The organism is uncultured Azohydromonas sp. (genome assembly GCF_937926365.1).
Classification (GTDB): domain Bacteria; phylum Pseudomonadota; class Gammaproteobacteria; order Burkholderiales; family Burkholderiaceae_C; genus Azohydromonas.
Genome location: NZ_CALAOH010000211.1, coordinates 48,370 through 63,058, shown reverse-complemented (window position 1 = coordinate 63,058; position 14,689 = coordinate 48,370). Strand labels below are relative to the sequence as shown.

12 protein-coding genes and 1 pseudogene are annotated in these 14,689 nt (G+C 68.8%); 7 read left to right on the top strand and 6 right to left on the bottom strand.

Annotated features, from left to right (window positions below; translation table 11 throughout):
- The 5 genes and pseudogenes from Q0741_RS23055 to Q0741_RS23035 form a co-directional block, all read right to left on the bottom strand.
- Window positions 1-498 (bottom strand): annotated as a pseudogene (locus Q0741_RS23055) (molybdopterin molybdenumtransferase MoeA); the annotation flags it as partial.
- The gene (mobB, locus tag Q0741_RS23050) at window positions 491-1,024 is read right to left on the bottom strand and encodes a molybdopterin-guanine dinucleotide biosynthesis protein B (protein WP_298235532.1); all 534 of its coding nucleotides are present in this window, start codon (window positions 1,022-1,024) and stop codon (window positions 491-493) included. The pseudogene Q0741_RS23055 and the gene mobB, both read right to left, overlap by 8 nt.
- A 16-nt stretch (window positions 1,025-1,040) precedes the next feature.
- Window positions 1,041-2,456 (bottom strand): threonine synthase, encoded by a 1,416-nt coding sequence (gene thrC, locus Q0741_RS23045; RefSeq protein WP_298235531.1) that lies wholly within the window; start codon window positions 2,454-2,456, stop codon window positions 1,041-1,043.
- A 2-nt stretch (window positions 2,457-2,458) separates the two neighbouring features.
- Window positions 2,459-3,769 (bottom strand): homoserine dehydrogenase, encoded by a 1,311-nt coding sequence (locus Q0741_RS23040; protein WP_298235530.1) that lies wholly within the window; start codon window positions 3,767-3,769, stop codon window positions 2,459-2,461.
- Window positions 3,770-3,780: 11 nt separating this feature from the next.
- On the bottom strand, window positions 3,781-5,007 hold the full coding sequence (locus tag Q0741_RS23035) for a pyridoxal phosphate-dependent aminotransferase (RefSeq protein WP_298235529.1): 1,227 nt from the start codon (window positions 5,005-5,007) through the stop codon (window positions 3,781-3,783).
- A 59-nt stretch (window positions 5,008-5,066) separates the two neighbouring features.
- Here Q0741_RS23035 and Q0741_RS23030 point away from each other — a divergent pair, with 59 nt between their 5' ends.
- The 7 genes from Q0741_RS23030 to Q0741_RS23000 all read left to right on the top strand — a co-directional run bounded on the left by Q0741_RS23030 (window position 5,067) and on the right by Q0741_RS23000 (window position 12,678).
- Window positions 5,067-5,444: an Mth938-like domain-containing protein gene (locus Q0741_RS23030; RefSeq protein ID WP_298235528.1), complete on the top strand. Its 378-nt coding sequence runs from the start codon at window positions 5,067-5,069 to the stop codon at window positions 5,442-5,444.
- Between the two features lie 205 nt (window positions 5,445-5,649).
- On the top strand, window positions 5,650-6,126 hold the full coding sequence (locus Q0741_RS23025; protein WP_169160283.1) for a peroxiredoxin: 477 nt from the start codon (window positions 5,650-5,652) through the stop codon (window positions 6,124-6,126).
- Window positions 6,127-6,458: 332 nt separating this feature from the next.
- Window positions 6,459-8,126 (top strand): PhoH family protein, encoded by a 1,668-nt coding sequence (locus Q0741_RS23020; protein WP_298235527.1) that lies wholly within the window; start codon window positions 6,459-6,461, stop codon window positions 8,124-8,126.
- An 88-nt stretch (window positions 8,127-8,214) separates the two neighbouring features.
- Window positions 8,215-9,600 (top strand): cache domain-containing protein, encoded by a 1,386-nt coding sequence (locus tag Q0741_RS23015; RefSeq protein ID WP_298235526.1) that lies wholly within the window; start codon window positions 8,215-8,217, stop codon window positions 9,598-9,600.
- Window positions 9,597-10,232 (top strand): response regulator transcription factor, encoded by a 636-nt coding sequence (locus Q0741_RS23010; RefSeq protein ID WP_298235525.1) that lies wholly within the window; start codon window positions 9,597-9,599, stop codon window positions 10,230-10,232. The genes Q0741_RS23015 and Q0741_RS23010 overlap by 4 nt, the downstream gene beginning before the upstream one ends.
- A gap of 156 nt (window positions 10,233-10,388) precedes the next feature.
- Window positions 10,389-12,467 carry a carbon starvation CstA family protein gene (locus Q0741_RS23005; protein WP_298235524.1) on the top strand — a complete coding sequence of 693 codons (2,079 nt, stop codon included), beginning with the start codon at window positions 10,389-10,391 and terminating at the stop codon, window positions 12,465-12,467.
- On the top strand, window positions 12,460-12,678 hold the full coding sequence (locus tag Q0741_RS23000; RefSeq protein ID WP_298235523.1) for a YbdD/YjiX family protein: 219 nt from the start codon (window positions 12,460-12,462) through the stop codon (window positions 12,676-12,678). Before Q0741_RS23005 ends, Q0741_RS23000 begins: the two co-directional genes overlap by 8 nt.
- 73 nt (window positions 12,679-12,751) lie before the next feature.
- Here the strand turns inward: Q0741_RS23000 and Q0741_RS22995 are convergent, their stop codons facing one another.
- Window positions 12,752-14,665 carry a propionate--CoA ligase gene (locus Q0741_RS22995; protein ID WP_298235522.1) on the bottom strand — a complete coding sequence of 638 codons (1,914 nt, stop codon included), beginning with the start codon at window positions 14,663-14,665 and terminating at the stop codon, window positions 12,752-12,754.
- Window positions 14,666-14,689 lie beyond the last annotated feature (24 nt).

The window sequence follows — 14,689 nt, the reverse complement described above, 5'->3', positions numbered from 1 at the left end:
GGCGGCCAGGCCCAGCGCCTGCGGCGTGAGGCGGCTGCCGCGCGGCAGCACCACGGCGCCGGTGCGCACGTCCTCGCCGCGCGGGCGCACCCACTGGCCGGGCGCGGGAGTGGCGTTGAAGCTCACCGTGCCCTCGCCCACCGTGGCGTCCTCCTGCATCACCACCGCATCGGCGCCGGGCGGCATCTGCGCGCCGGTGAAGATGCGCGCGGCGGTGCCGGGCTGCAGCGGCTGGCCCACGTGGCCGGCGGGGATGCGCTGCGACACGGGCATCGCCTGGCCGGGCTTCACGTCGGCGGCACGCACGGCGTAGCCGTCCATGGAGCTGTTGTCGGCGGGGGGCACGTCCAGCGGCGAGACGAGATCGTGCGCCAGCACGCGGTTGAGCGCGTCGAAGGTGGAAAGCTCCTCGGTGTCGCGGATCGCCTGCGCCCGCGCGCCTTCCACCAGGCGCGCCTGGGCCTCGTCCAGGCTCAGCAGCGGGGGCCGTTCAGCCATGCGTGTCTCCTGTGTAGTTGAAGCGCTCGCCCCAGGCGAGCAAGCGGTCCGCCACCGCGCCGGGACTGTTGAGCGCCAGCACCGGCAGCGCGCCGGGCGGCACCGGCAACGCTGCCGGGTCGTCCGTGGCGACGGCGATCACGCCCGGATCGTCCGGGTACAGCACCGGCTGGCCCAAGGCGGCGCGCCAGACCTCGACCTTGGGCAGCGCGGCATGTTTGAAACCTTCGACCAGCACCCAGTCCACCGGTTGCAGCTCGCCGATGAGCGCGTGCACGTCCGGCTCGCGCGGCTGCGGCAGCTCGCGCAGCAGCGCCAGGCGCTGGCTGGAGGCCAGCAGCACCTCGCCGGCGCCGGCCTGGCGATGGCGCCAGCTGTCCTTGCCAGGCTGGTCAATGTCGAAGCGCTTATGAGTGTGCTTGATCACCGACACGGCTTGCCCATGCGCGCGCAGCGCGGCGATAACGCCCTCCAGCAGCGTGGTCTTGCCCACGCCGGAGGGGCCGCAGAAACCCACGACCTTCATGCGCGCGGCGGCCGGGTCAATCGACCGCGCACTCGAGCTCGATCAACGCCTTGACCTTGTCGGCATCGGCCGGCAGCACGGTGAAGCGCTTGGGCAGGTCCTCAATGCCCACGTGCGCCGCGGGGCGCTCCGGCTCGCGGCCCAGGGCCTCGACGATGGTGGCGGCGAATTTCACGGGCAGCGCCGTCTCCAGCACGATCATCGGCACGCCCGGCTGCAGCCGCTCGCGCGCGACCTTGACGCCGTCAGCGGTGTGCGTGTCGATCATCACGCCGCAGCGCTGGTACGTGTCGCGGATGGTGGCGACGCGGTCGGCATGCGTGCTGCGGCCGGAGACGAAGCCGAACTCGGCCACGCGGCGGAACTCCTCGTCCGTCAGCGTGAAGGAGCCCTTGGCGTCCACCTCGTCCTTGAACAGCTGGCGCGTGCGCGCGGCGTCGCGGCCCAGCAGGTCGAAGATGAAGCGCTCGAAGTTGCTGGCCTTGGAGATGTCCATCGAGGGGCTGGACGTCTCGTGCGTCTCGGCGCCCTTGCGCACGCGGTAGGTGCCGGTGCGGAAGAACTCGTCGAGCACGTCGTTCTCGTTGGTGGCGCAGACGAGTTGCTCGATGGGCAGGCCCATCATGCGCGCGACGTGGCCGGCGCAGATGTTGCCGAAGTTGCCCGAGGGCACCGTGAAGCTCACGCGCTCGGCGTTGGACTTCGTGGCCTGGAAGTAGCCGGCGAAGTAGTACACCACCTGCGCCAGCAGCCGCGCCCAGTTGATGGAGTTGACGGTGCCGATGCGCCAGTGGCGCTTGAACTCCAGGTCGTTGCTGACGGCCTTGACGATGTCCTGGCAGTCGTCGAACACGCCCTCGATGGCGATGTTGTGGATGTTCTCGTCCTGCAGGCTGAACATCTGCGCCTGCTGGAACGGGCTCATGCGCCCGTGCGGGCTGAGCATGAACACGCGCACGCCCTTCTTGCCGCGCATGGCGTGCTCGGCGGCGCTGCCGGTGTCGCCGGAGGTGGCGCCCAGGATGTTGAGTTCCTGGCCGCGGCGCGCCAGCTCGTACTCGAACAGGTTCCCGAGGAGCTGCATGGCCATGTCCTTGAAGGCCAGCGTGGGCCCGTTGGACAGCGCCTCCAGCGCCAGGCCCGGTTCCAGCGGCTTCAACGGCACGATCTCGGGCGTACCGAAAACCTCGGCCGTGTAGGTCTTGCGCGCGAGCGTGCGCAGGTCCTCGGCCGGGATGTCGTCGATGTAGAGCGACAGGACCTCGAAGGCGAGGTCCGCGTAGGCCAGGCCGCGCCAGCGGGTAAGCGTGGCGTCGTCAACCTTCGGATAGTGCGTGGGCAGGTACAGCCCGCCGTCCGGCGCCAGGCCTTCGAGCAGGATCTCGGAGAAGCCGCGCGGCGTGGCGTCGCCGCGGGTGCTGAGGTACTTCATGTTCAGGCCAGCTCTTCCTTGCGCAGGCTCACGATCGGCGCCAGCACGGTGGGCAGCGCCTGCATCTGCTCGATGGCCTTGCGCATCGAGCCCTCGATGGTGTCATGGGTGAGGATGATCACGTCGGTGTTCTTCTCGCCCTCGGCCGACTCGCGCTGCAGCAGCGCGTCGATGCTGATGCCGTGCTCGGCCAGGATGCCCGTGATGCGCGAGAGCACGCCGGCCTCGTCGGCCACCTGCAGCCGCAGGTAGAACGCGGTGCGCACCTGCTCGATGGGCAGGATCGGCATGTCCGACAGCGCCTCGGGCTGGAAGGCCAGGTGCGGCACGCGGTTGCCCGGGTCGGCGGTGTGCAGCCGCGTCACGTCCACCAGGTCGGCGATCACGGCGCTGGCCGTGGGCTCGGCGCCCGCGCCCTTGCCGTAGTACAGCGTGGTGCCCACGGCATCACCCTGCACCACCACGGCGTTCATGGCGCCTTCGACGTTGGCGATCAGTCGCTTGGCCGGGACCAGCGTCGGGTGCACGCGCAACTCGATGCCGCTGTCCTGGCGCCGCGCGATGCCCAACAGCTTGATGCGGTAGCCCAGCTGCTCGGCGTAGCGGATGTCCGTGGCCTGCAGCTTGGTGATGCCTTCCACGTGCGCCTTGTCGAACTGCACCGGCACGCCGAACGCGATGGCGGCCATGATGGTGGCCTTGTGCGCGGCGTCCACGCCCTCGATGTCGAAGGTGGGGTCGGCTTCCGCGTAGCCCAGGCGCTGCGCTTCCTTGAGCACCACGTCGAAGTCCAGGCCCTTGGAGCGCATCTCCGAGAGGATGAAGTTCGTGGTGCCGTTGATGATCCCGGCGATCCACTCGATGCGGTTGGCGGTGAGGCCCTCGCGCAGCGCCTTGATGATCGGGATGCCGCCGGCCACCGCCGCCTCGAAGGCCACCATCACGCCGCGGGCGCGGGCGGCTTCGAAGATCTCGGTGCCGTGCACCGCCAGCAACGCCTTGTTGGCCGTGACCACGTGCTTGCCCGCGGCGATGGCCTCCATCACCAGCGCCTTGGCCACGCCGTAGCCGCCGATGAGCTCGACCACGATGTCGATCTCGGGATTGGCGATGACCTCGCGCGCGTCGGCCACGACCTTGGCGCGATCGCCGACGAGGCTGCGGGCGCGCTCGGTGTCGAGGTCCGCCACCATGGCGATCTCGATGCCGCGACCCGCGCGGCGGCGGATCTCTTCCTGGTTGCGCGTGAGCACGTTGAACGTGCCGCCGCCGACGGTGCCGATGCCGAGCAGGCCGACCTGGATGGGTTTCATAGCGGTTTCAGTCAGAACGAGTGACGTTTGCGGTAGTTGTCGAGGAAGCGCGCGATGCGCCCGATGGCATCGGCAAGGTCGTCCGAGTTGGGCAGGAACACGAGCCGGAAATGGTCCGGCTGCGGCCAGTTGAAGCCGGTGCCCTGCACGATGAGCACCTTCTCCTCGGCCAGCAGCTCATACGCGAACTGCTGGTCGTCGGCGATGGGATACAGCTTGGGGTCCAGGCGCGGGAACATGTAGAGCGCCGCCTTGGGCCTGACCACGCTCACGCCCGGGATCTGGTTGAGCAGGTCGGTGGCGAGGTCGCGCTGGCGCGCCAGACGCCCGCCGGGGCACACCAGGTCCTTGATGCTTTGGTAACCACCCAGCGCCGTCTGGATCGCGAGCTGGCCCGGTGTGTTGGCGCACAGCCGCATCGAGGCCAGCATGTTCAAGCCTTCGATGTAGTCCCGGGCGTGCTTCTTGGGGCCCGAGACCACCATCCAGCCGGCACGGTAGCCGCAGGAGCGGTAGTTCTTGGACAGGCCGTTGAAGGTCACGCACAGCACGTCATCGGCCAGCGAGGCGATGGAGGTGTGCGTTGCGCCGTCGTAGAGCGTCTTGTCGTAGATCTCGTCGGCAAAGATGATCAGCTGGTGTTGGCGCGCGAGCTCAACGATCTCGCGCAGCAGCTCCGGCGGGTACAGCGCGCCGGTGGGGTTGTTGGGGTTGATGACGACGATGCCGCGCGTGTTGGGCGTGATCTTCTTGCGGATGTCGTCAAGATCGGGCGTCCAGCCAGCCTGCTCGTCGCAGATGTAGTGCACCGGGCGCCCGCCGGAGAGCGACACGGCCGCGGTCCACAGCGGATAGTCGGGCGCGGGCACCAGGATCTCGTCACCCGTGTCCAGCAGCGCGTTGAGCGCCATCACGATCAGCTCGGAGGCACCGTTGCCCAGGTAGACGTCGTCCACCGTCACGCCAGCGATGTTCTTCTCCTGCGTGTAGTGCACCACCGCCTTGCGCGGCGCGAACAGGCCCTTGCTGTCGGTGTAGCCGGCCGTGGCGGGCAGGTTGCGGATCATGTCCTGCACGATCTCGTCGGGCGGGTCGAAGCCGAATACGGCCAGGTTGCCGATGTTGAGCTTGATGATCTTCTGGCCCTCTTCCTCCATCTGGCGGGCCTTTTCCAGCACCGGACCACGGATGTCGTAACAGACGTCGGCAAGCTTGCTGGACTTGGAAATCGGCTTCAAGAAGGGTCTCCGGCGAAAGGCGCAGCGCCACGCGGCGCGCGAAAACTAGAATTATCCACGTGAAGTTCCAGCCCGATCGACTCGAAGGCGTCAATGCCATTTCGCGCCACGAGCCCCAGCGCTTGTGGGTCAACACCACCGAATGGGGGCACAGCGTGCTCGTCCCCGTGCGCGGCGACGTGCAGCCCTGGCCCGTGGAGCGCTTTGAGCAGCTGGCCGAGGAGCACTTCGCGCAGCTGCTGCAGCTGCGTCCGGAGCTGGTGATTTTCGGTTCCGGCGCACGGCTGCGCTTCGTGCGGCCGGCGCTGCTGCGTCCGCTGATCCAGGCCGGCATCGGCGTGGAGACCATGGACACGCCGGCCGCCTGCCGCACCTACAACGTGCTCGCCAGCGAGGGGCGCATCGTTGCCGCGGCGCTGCTGCTGGAGCGCAGCTGAGGCTTGAAATCCGGCGCGGCGCACACAGCTGCCAGGACAGCGGCAGCGAACTCTCGCCTGCGGCCGCTCACGGCATGCGCCAAGAAAGTGGGGGGATTCGCCCGGGGCCATTTCCCCGCAGCGGCGCCTGTAACTTGCGCGGAGCTATAATAAATAGTTGCTCCGGCGCTGCCCGGCCCCATAGCGAGAAGAGAAACACTCCTCCATGACGCCTGCCCTGAACAAGCCCCTGCCTGAATTCGAAGCGCTCGCTACCAGCGGCATCAAATTCACCCCAGCCGCCTACGCGGGGCAGATCGTGGTCTTGTATTTCTACCCCAAGGACAATACCCCGGGTTGTACCACCGAGGCACTGCAGTTCCGCGATCAACACAAGGAATTCGTGAAGTCCGGCGCAGTCGTGTTCGGTGTGTCGCGCGACAACATGGCTTCGCACGACAAGTTCCGCCAAACGCTGGAGCTGCCCTTCGACCTCATCGCCGACACGGAAGAAAAGCTCTGCCACATGTTCGGCGTGGTCAAGAACAAGATCATGTACGGCAAGAAGGTCAAGGGCATCGAGCGCAGCACCTTCCTCATCGACCAGAGCGGCGTGCTGCGTGCGGAGTGGCGTGGCATCAAGGTCGCCGGCCACGTAGATGAAGTGCTCAAGGCTGTCAAGGCACTCAAGACCACGGCCTGAGCCCCGGTCCCGCACCTCAGCGCACCATCTTGATGCACCGGCGCCACGCGCCGATGCATCCAGCCGGCTCCAGGAGCCGGCTTTTTTACGCCCGCATGACAACCCCAGCGCCCAGACTTCCCTCTCACGCATAGGCATGGGAGCTGCTAGAAAGGCGTCATGGCGCCGACGCCCAGTGGTTGCAGTAGCAGTAATCCCCATGTTTTGGGGGGTTATGATGGCTGCATGCCCCTGAGCCATCAGCGCGCATCGAGCCGAAGCCGCACCGTCCTACCGGACCGTGCGGCTTCGGCGTTTTCGGCCTCCGTAAACGCATCTTCCAGAGGACCTTCATGCCCCTTCCCAAGCCGCCCGCCCGCAAAGCCGCTCAGCTCACGCCCGCCGACTTCGAGTCGCAAGCCGCTCCCAAGGGCGGCAAACGCGGCTTGAAACGGGCCGCTGCCGCGGAAGCCGAGCCGGCGTTGCTGGACCTGCGCAACGATGCCGCCGAGGCCGCGGCTCCGCCTCTTGAGGTCTCCGCGCCCGTGGCGGCCGCGCCCAGCGCGCAGCCCGCATCGCCCAACATCCAGGCCACGCCACGCCCGCGCAAGCCGCGCAGCACTGGCCCGGCCAAGCTCTTCGTGCTCGACACCAACGTGCTCATGCACGACCCGATGAGCCTGTTCCGCTTCGACGAGCATGACATCTACCTGCCGATGATCACGCTCGAGGAGCTCGACGGCCACAAGAAGGGCATGAGCGAGGTCTCGCGCAACGTGCGCCAAGTCAGCCGCGACCTCGACGCCCTGGCTGGCGGCCCCGACGCCTCCAAGCTCGACCCGGCGGCCGGCATCCCGCTGGCCAAGACCGGCCACAAGGAAGCGCTGGGCAAGCTCTTCTTCCAGACCCAGCTGCTGGAAACCCGGCTGCCCCAGGGCCTGCCCCAGGGCAAGGCCGACAACCAGATCCTGGGCGTGGTGCAGTCGTTGCGGGAACAACAGCCGCAGCGCGAGGTCGTGCTGGTGTCCAAGGACATCAACATGCGCATCAAGGCCCGCGCGCTGGGCCTGCAGGCCGAGGACTACTTCAACGACAAGACGCTCGACGACGTCGATCTGCTCTACACCGGCGTGCTGCCGCTGCCGGCGGACTTCTGGGAGCGCCACGGCAAGACCATGGAGAGCTGGCAGCAAGGCGGCCACACGTACTACCGCATCAGCGGCCCGCTGGTGCCGGCGCTGCTGGTGAACCAGTTCGTGTATCTGGAGACGCCCGGCGCTGCACCGCTGTACGCGCGAGTGACCGAGATCACCGGCAAGAGCGCGGTGCTCAAGACGCTCAAGGAGTACACCCACCAGAAGAACGCCGTCTGGGGCGTCACGGCGCGCAACCGCGAGCAGAACTTCGCGCTGAACCTGCTCATGGACCCGGAGTGCGACTTCCTCACCCTCACTGGCACGGCGGGCACCGGCAAGACGCTGATGACGCTGGCCGCGGGCCTGTCACAGGTGCTCGATGACCGGCGCTACAGCGAGATCATCGTCACGCGCGTGACCGTGCCCGTGGGCGAAGACATCGGCTTCCTGCCCGGCACCGAGGAGGAAAAGATGGGGCCGTGGATGGGCGCGCTCGACGACAACCTGGAGGTGCTCGCGCGCAGCGACTCCAGCGCCGGCGAGTGGGGCCGTGCCGCCACCAACGAGCTCGTGCGCAGCAAGATCCGCATCAAGAGCCTGAACTTCATGCGCGGGCGCACTTTCCTCAACAAGTACGTGATCATCGATGAGGCCCAGAACCTCACGCCCAAGCAGATGAAGACGCTGATCACGCGCGCGGGCCCGGGCACCAAGATCGTCTGCCTGGGCAACCTGGCGCAGATCGACACGCCCTACCTCACCGAGGGCAGCTCCGGCCTGACCTACGCCGTGGACCGCTTCAAGGGCTGGCCCCACTCGGGCCACGTCATGCTCGCGCGCGGCGAGCGCTCGCGCCTGGCGGACTTCGCCTCCGAAGTGCTGTAGGGGCTGCCGCATTCGACCCGAAGGGCTGCGAAAGCAGCCCTTTTTCGTTGGCGTGCCTTTCCCGCGCCGGGACTACATTCCCGTCCCGATGAAGCTGCGTTTGAAGATCCTGCTGCTGGCCCTGCTGCCACTGGCCGCCGCGCTGTGCGGCGTGGCCTGGGCGGTGGTACACCAGCAGCGCGAGCTGCTGGAGCGAGAGCGCAGCGCCGTGCAGCGCACCTACATGGAGGCGCGCCGCGACGAACTGCGGCACTACGTGGACCTGGCGGTGAGCAACGTGCGGCCGCTGTACGAACGCACCGCCCACCAGGACGCCGCGCAACGCCAGGCCGCCACCGCGCAGGCGCTGGCGCTCATCGAGCAGCTGGACTACGGCACCGACGGCTACTTCTTCGTCTACGACCTGCAGGGCCGCGTGCTGATGCACTCGCGCCAGCCGGAGCTGGTGGGCCAGAACCTCTGGGAGCTGCGCGACCCCAAGGGCAACCCCACCATCCAGCGCCTGATCGCCCAGGCCCAGGCCGGCGGCGGCTACGTCGAGTACCTGTGGCGCCAGCCCTCCAGCGAGCGCATGGCGCCCAAGCTGGGCTACGTGGTCGCGCTGCCGCAGTGGAACTGGATGCTCGGCACGGGGCTGTACCTGGACAGCATCCAGGCCACGCTGGCGCAGCTCGAAGCCGAGGCGCGCGACAACGTCACGGGCACGCTGTGGCTGATCGGCGGCATCGCGCTGGTGGCGCTGCTGCTCATCAGCGCCAGCGGACTGGCCCTGAACCTCAGCGAGCAGCGCGCGGCCGAGCACAAGCTGCGCGCGCTGGCGCACCAGGTGGTGCGGCTGCAGGAGGAGGAGCGCGCGCACCTGGCGCGCGAGCTGCACGACGGGCTGAGCCAGCGTCTGGTGTCGATCAAGCTGCTGGTGGAGTCCGCCCAGCACGACACCCGCCCCGAGCTGCTGCGGCAGGCGGCACAGCGCCTGGGCGACAGCCTCAACGAGGTGCGGCGCATCTCGCACCGGCTGCGCCCCGCCCTGCTGGACACGCTGGGCCTGCCCGCGGCGCTGGCGCACCTGGCGCAGGAGCTGCACGAGAGCGGCGCGATGCAGGCCGGCGCCAGCGTGGAAGGCAAGCCGCGCGCGCTGCCGGAGGTGGTCAACACCGTGCTGTTCCGCGTGGCGCAGGAGGCGCTGACCAACGCCGCCAAGCACGCCGCGGCGCGGCACCTGGCGCTGACGCTGGAGTTCCCAGCCGAGGGCGGCGTGGCCATGCGCGTACTCGACGACGGCCGCGGCTTCGACACCGAGGCGGCACAGGCCGACCCCGGCGCCGGCATCGGCCTGCGCAACATGCGCGAGCGGCTGGCTTCCATCGGCGGCCGGCTGGACGTGCAGAGCCGCCCCGGCCACGGCACGCAGATCGAGGCCGTGATCGACGCACCGCAGCTCGCGCGGCTCGCCCGCGACAATTCCGCGCCATGAACACGCCGCCACCGCTGCGCATCCTCCTCGTTGACGACCACCCGCTCGTGCGAGAGGGCCTGCGCGCGCGGCTGCAGGCGGGGGGTGGCTACGAGATCACGGCCGAGGCCGGCAGCGCCGAGGCGGCGATGCAGGCGCTGCTGCGCGAGCAGCCCGATCTGGTGCTGATGGACGTGGGCCTCAAGGGCAGCGAGGCCAACGGCATCGAGCTGGCGGCGCAGATGATCCGGCGCTGCCCCGAACTGCGCGTGCTGATGTTCAGCATGTACGACAACCCCGAGTACGTGCAGCGCGCGCTGCAGGCCGGCGCGCGCGGCTACGTGCTCAAGGACGCCGCGGCGGATGAGCTGCTGGCCGCTATCGAAGCGGTGCGCTCCGGCGGCACCTTCCTCAGCCCCGGCGTGACGCGGCGCCTGTTCCGCGCCCAGGCTCCCAAACCCCTGCTCACCCCGCGCGAAAGCGAGATCCTCAGCGCCATGGCGCGCGGCGAAAGCAGCAAGCAGATCGCGCGGGGGCTGGACCTGTCGGTGCGCACGGTCGAGACGCATCGGCAGAACATCAAGCGCAAGCTGGAGCTCGACAGCCCGGCCGAGCTCATGCGCTATGCGCTGGAGCACGCGCGCAACCCCTGAGCCCTAGGGGTTGACCCCTAGGTGGCGCCACGCAGGCGCCGCCGGTGCGGGGACGGATGTGCGGGGGTGCCGCGACGCGGACCATGACGCCCCTGTCCATCAACCCGTTGCGCGTGAACGCACTCCCCGTGCCCGACGCGCAGGAGGAGACCGTCCATGTCCTTCATCCGTCGCCACCTCGCCTGGGCGGGCGTGGCCCTCCTGGGCGCGTCCGCGCTGGCCATCGTGGCCCTGTCGCGCGGCGAAGCCGTCAGTGCGCTGTGGGTCGTCGTCGCGGCCGTGTGCGTCTACCTCATCGGCTACCGCTACTACAGCCTGTTTCTCGCGCAACGGGTGCTGGGCCTGGACGCCACGCGCCAGACCCCGGCCTGGAAATACAACGACGGCCTGGACTTCGTGCCCACCAACAAGCACGTGCTCTACGGCCACCACTTCGCGGCCATCGCGGGCGCGGGCCCGCTGGTGGGCCCGGTGCTGGCGGCGCAGATGGGCTACCTGCCCGGGCTGCTGTGGCTCCTGGCCGGCGTGGTCTTCGCCGGCGCGGTGCAGGACTTCATCGTGCTGTTCATCTCCACGCGCCGCGACGGCCGCTCGCTGGGCGATCTGGTCAAGCAGGAGATGGGCACGGTGCCGGGGCTGATCGCGCTCTTCGGCGCCTTCATGATCATGATCATCATCCTGGCGGTGCTGGCGCTGATCGTGGTGAAGGCGCTGGCCGAGTCGCCCTGGGGCACCTTCACGGTGGCCGCCACCATCCCGGTGGCGCTGTTCATGGGCGTGTACCTGCGCTTCATCCGCCCCGGGCGCATCGGCGAGATCTCCGTCATCGGCTTCGTGCTGCTGATGGGCGCGATCCTCGGCGGCCAGTGGGTCCATGAGAGTCCCACCCTCGCGCCGCTGTTCACCTTCGACGGCAAGGCGCTGACGTGGATGCTGATCGGCTACGGCTTCGTGGCCGCCTCGATTCCCGTGTGGCTGCTGCTGGCGCCGCGCGACTACCTCTCCACCTTCCTGAAGATCGGCACCATCGCGGCGCTGGCGGTGGGCATCCTGATCGTGGCGCCCACGCTGCAGATGCCCAAGCTCACGCAGTTCGCCGCCGGCAACGGCCCGGTGTGGGCGGGCGACCTGTTCCCCTTCCTGTTCATCACCATCGCCTGCGGCGCCGTCTCCGGCTTCCACGCGCTGATCTCCTCGGGCACCACGCCCAAGATGCTGGAGAACGAGACCCACGCCCGCTACATCGGCTACGGCGGCATGCTGGCCGAGAGCTTCGTGGCGGTGATGGCGCTGGTGGCGGCCTCGTGCATCGAGCCCGGCGTGTACTTCGCGATGAACAGCCCGGCCGCGATGGTGGGCAAGACGCCCGAGGCCGTGGCGGCCACGCTGTCCACCTGGGGCTTCGTGGTCACGCCCGAGATGCTGGTGCAGACCGCCAAGGACGTGGGCGAGAACACCATCCTGGCACGCGCCGGCGGCGCGCCCACGCTGGCCGTGGGCATGGCGCACATCCTTCACCAGGTCGTGGGCGGCAAGGCGATGATGGCCTTCTGGTACCACTTCGCCATCCTGTTCGAGGCCCTCTTCATCCTCACCGCGGTGGACGCCGGCACGCGCGCCGGGCGCTTCATGCTGCAGGACTTGCTGGGCAGTTTCGTGCCCGCGCTCAAGCGCACCGAGTCGTTGCCCGCGAACCTGCTGGCCACGGGGCTGTGCGTGGCGGCCTGGGGCTACTTCCTGTACCAGGGCGTGGTCGATCCGCTGGGCGGCATCAACACGCTGTGGCCGCTGTTCGGCATCGCCAACCAGATGCTCGCGGCGGTGGCGCTGATGCTGGGCACGGTGGTGCTGTTCAAGATGAAGAAGGACCGCTATGCCTGGGTCACGATCCTGCCGACGCTGTGGCTGCTGCTGTGCACGCTGACGGCGGGCTGGCAAAAAATCTTCTCCGAGGACGTGCGCGTGGGCTTCCTGGCGCATGCGCGCAAGTACGCCGATGCGCTGGCGCAGGGGCAGGTGCTGGCGCCGGCCCGGAGCCTGGAGGCCATGGAGCGCGTGATCTTCAACGACCGGCTCGATGCCGCGCTGTGCGCGCTGTTCATGTTCGTGGTGCTGAGCGTCGGCGTGTACGGCGTGCGCAGCGTGCTGGCCGCGCGCTCCAGCCACGCGCCCACGGCGCGCGAGGTGGACTACGAGCGCCTGCCCGCCGATGCCAAGGCGGCCGCCCATGCCTGAGGCCAAAGCCCCGCAAGCCCTGGCCCGGCTGGGCCAGGCCGGCCGCTACTTCGCGCAGGGCCTGCGGCTGATGGTGGGGCTGCCGGACTACGGCGGCTACCTGGAGCACATGCGGCGCACCCACCCCGACCAGGAGCCCATGAGCTACGAGGCGTTCTTCCGCGAGCGGCAGCAGGCGCGGTATGGGTCGCGGGCGGGGAAGTGCTGCTGAGGTTGCAACTGCAACGACTCAAGAAAAAAGGGCCGCTTTCGCGGCCCTTTCCCCTCCTCCTGACGCCCTCTTGTTACTTCACGGTCACCAGGTCGCTGATCTGGCGAAGCGCGGCCGGGTCTTCCATCGTGGTCAGGTCGCCCGGGTCGCGCTGCTCGCACACGGCCTGGATGGCGCGGCGCAGCAGCTTGCCGGAGCGGGTCTTGGGCAGCACGCTCACGAAGCGCACGCGCGCCGGACGCGCCACGGCGCCGAGCTGCGCGTCCACCGTCTTCATGATCTCGCCCTCGAGCTGCGCCAGCTTGGCCTCGTCGCCCAGCGCCGAGGCGTCGCGCAGCACCGCGAAGGCCATGGCCACCTGGCCCTTGAGCTGGTCGGCCACGCCCACCACCGCCACTTCGGCCACGGCCGGGTGGCTGCAGATGCTCTCCTCGATCTCGCGCGTGCCCAGGCGGTGGCCGGCGACGTTGATCACGTCATCGGTGCGGCCCAGGATGAAGTAGTAGCCGTCCTTGTCGCGGATGCCCCAGTCGAAGGTGCTGTACAGCCAGCGCTCGGGCTTGCCGTCCAGCGCCGGTACCTTCTGCCAGTAGGTCTTGACGAAGCGGTCGTCGTCGCCCCACACCGTCTGCAGGCAGCCCGGGGGCAGCGGGCCCTCGACCACCACCACGCCCTTCTGGTCGGGGCCGGAGAGTTCCTCGCCCGTCAGCTGGTCGATCAGCTTGACGTCGTAGCCGTAGGTCGGCACGCCGGGGCTGCCGAACTTGCTGGGCTGCTTCTCCACGCCGTTGGCGATGGACAGGATTGGCCAGCCGGTCTCGGTCTGCCAGTAGTTGTCGATGATCGGGCAACCCAGCCCGTCGCTGATCCAGCGCGCGGTGGGCTCGTCCAGCGGCTCGCCGGCCAGGAACAGCGCCTTCAGCGTGGACAGGTCGTACTTCTTCAGCAGCGCCGGATCGTGCTTCTTGAGCACGCGGATGGCCGTCGGGGCGCTGAACATCACGGTGGCCTTGTACTTCTCGACCAGGCTCCACCACACGCCGGCGTCGGGCGCCGTCGGCAGGCCTTCGTACAGGATGGTGGTCATGCCACCGATCAGCGGGCCGTACACGATGTAGCTGTGGCCCACCACCCAGCCGATGTCGCTGGTGCACAGGAAGGTCTCGCCCGGCTTGCCCATGAAGATGTGCGGAATGCTCGCCGCCAGCGCCACGGTGTAGCCGCCGGTGTCGCGCTGCACGCCCTTGGGCTTGCCGGTGGTGCCGCTGGTGTAGAGGGTGTAGCTCGGGTGCGTGGCATCGACCCAGGTCACGGGCACCTGCACGTCCAGCACCTGCTCGCGCGCGGCGGCGTAGTCCACGTCACGGCCCTCGGTGCGCTCCATCGGCGCCAGGCCGCGGTCCACCAGCAACACCTTGGCCGGCTTGTGGCTGGACAGGCGCAGCGCCTCGTCCAGCAGCGGCTTGTAGGGAATGACCTTGCCGCCGCGCGAGCCGCCGTCGGCGCTGACCACCACCGTCGGGCTCGAATCCTCGATGCGGCTGGCCAGGCTGTGGCTGGCGAAGCCGCCGAACACCACCGAGTGGATCGCGCCCAGCCGCACCGCGGCCAGCATCGCGAACACCGCCTCCGGAATCATCGGCATGTACAGCAGCACCCGGTCGCCCTTCTTGACGCCCAGCGACTGCAGCACCGCCGCCATGCGCTGCACCTCGGCATGCAGCTCGCGGAAGCTGTACGCCTGCTCCTTGCCCACCTCGGTGGACACCCACACCAGCGCGTTCTGGTCCGGGCGGTCCTTGAGGTGGCGGTCCACCGCGTTGTGGCACAGGTTGGTCTCACCGCCGGGGAACCAGCGCACGAAGGGCGCGCGGCTGTAGTCGCAGACCTGATCGAAGGGCTTGTTCCACTCGATCAGCTTGGCCTGCTCGGCCCAGAAATCCTCGCGCTGCTGGATCGAGCGCTGGTGAAAGTCCGCATAGGTCATGCTCTGGCTCCTCTTTGGATGCGA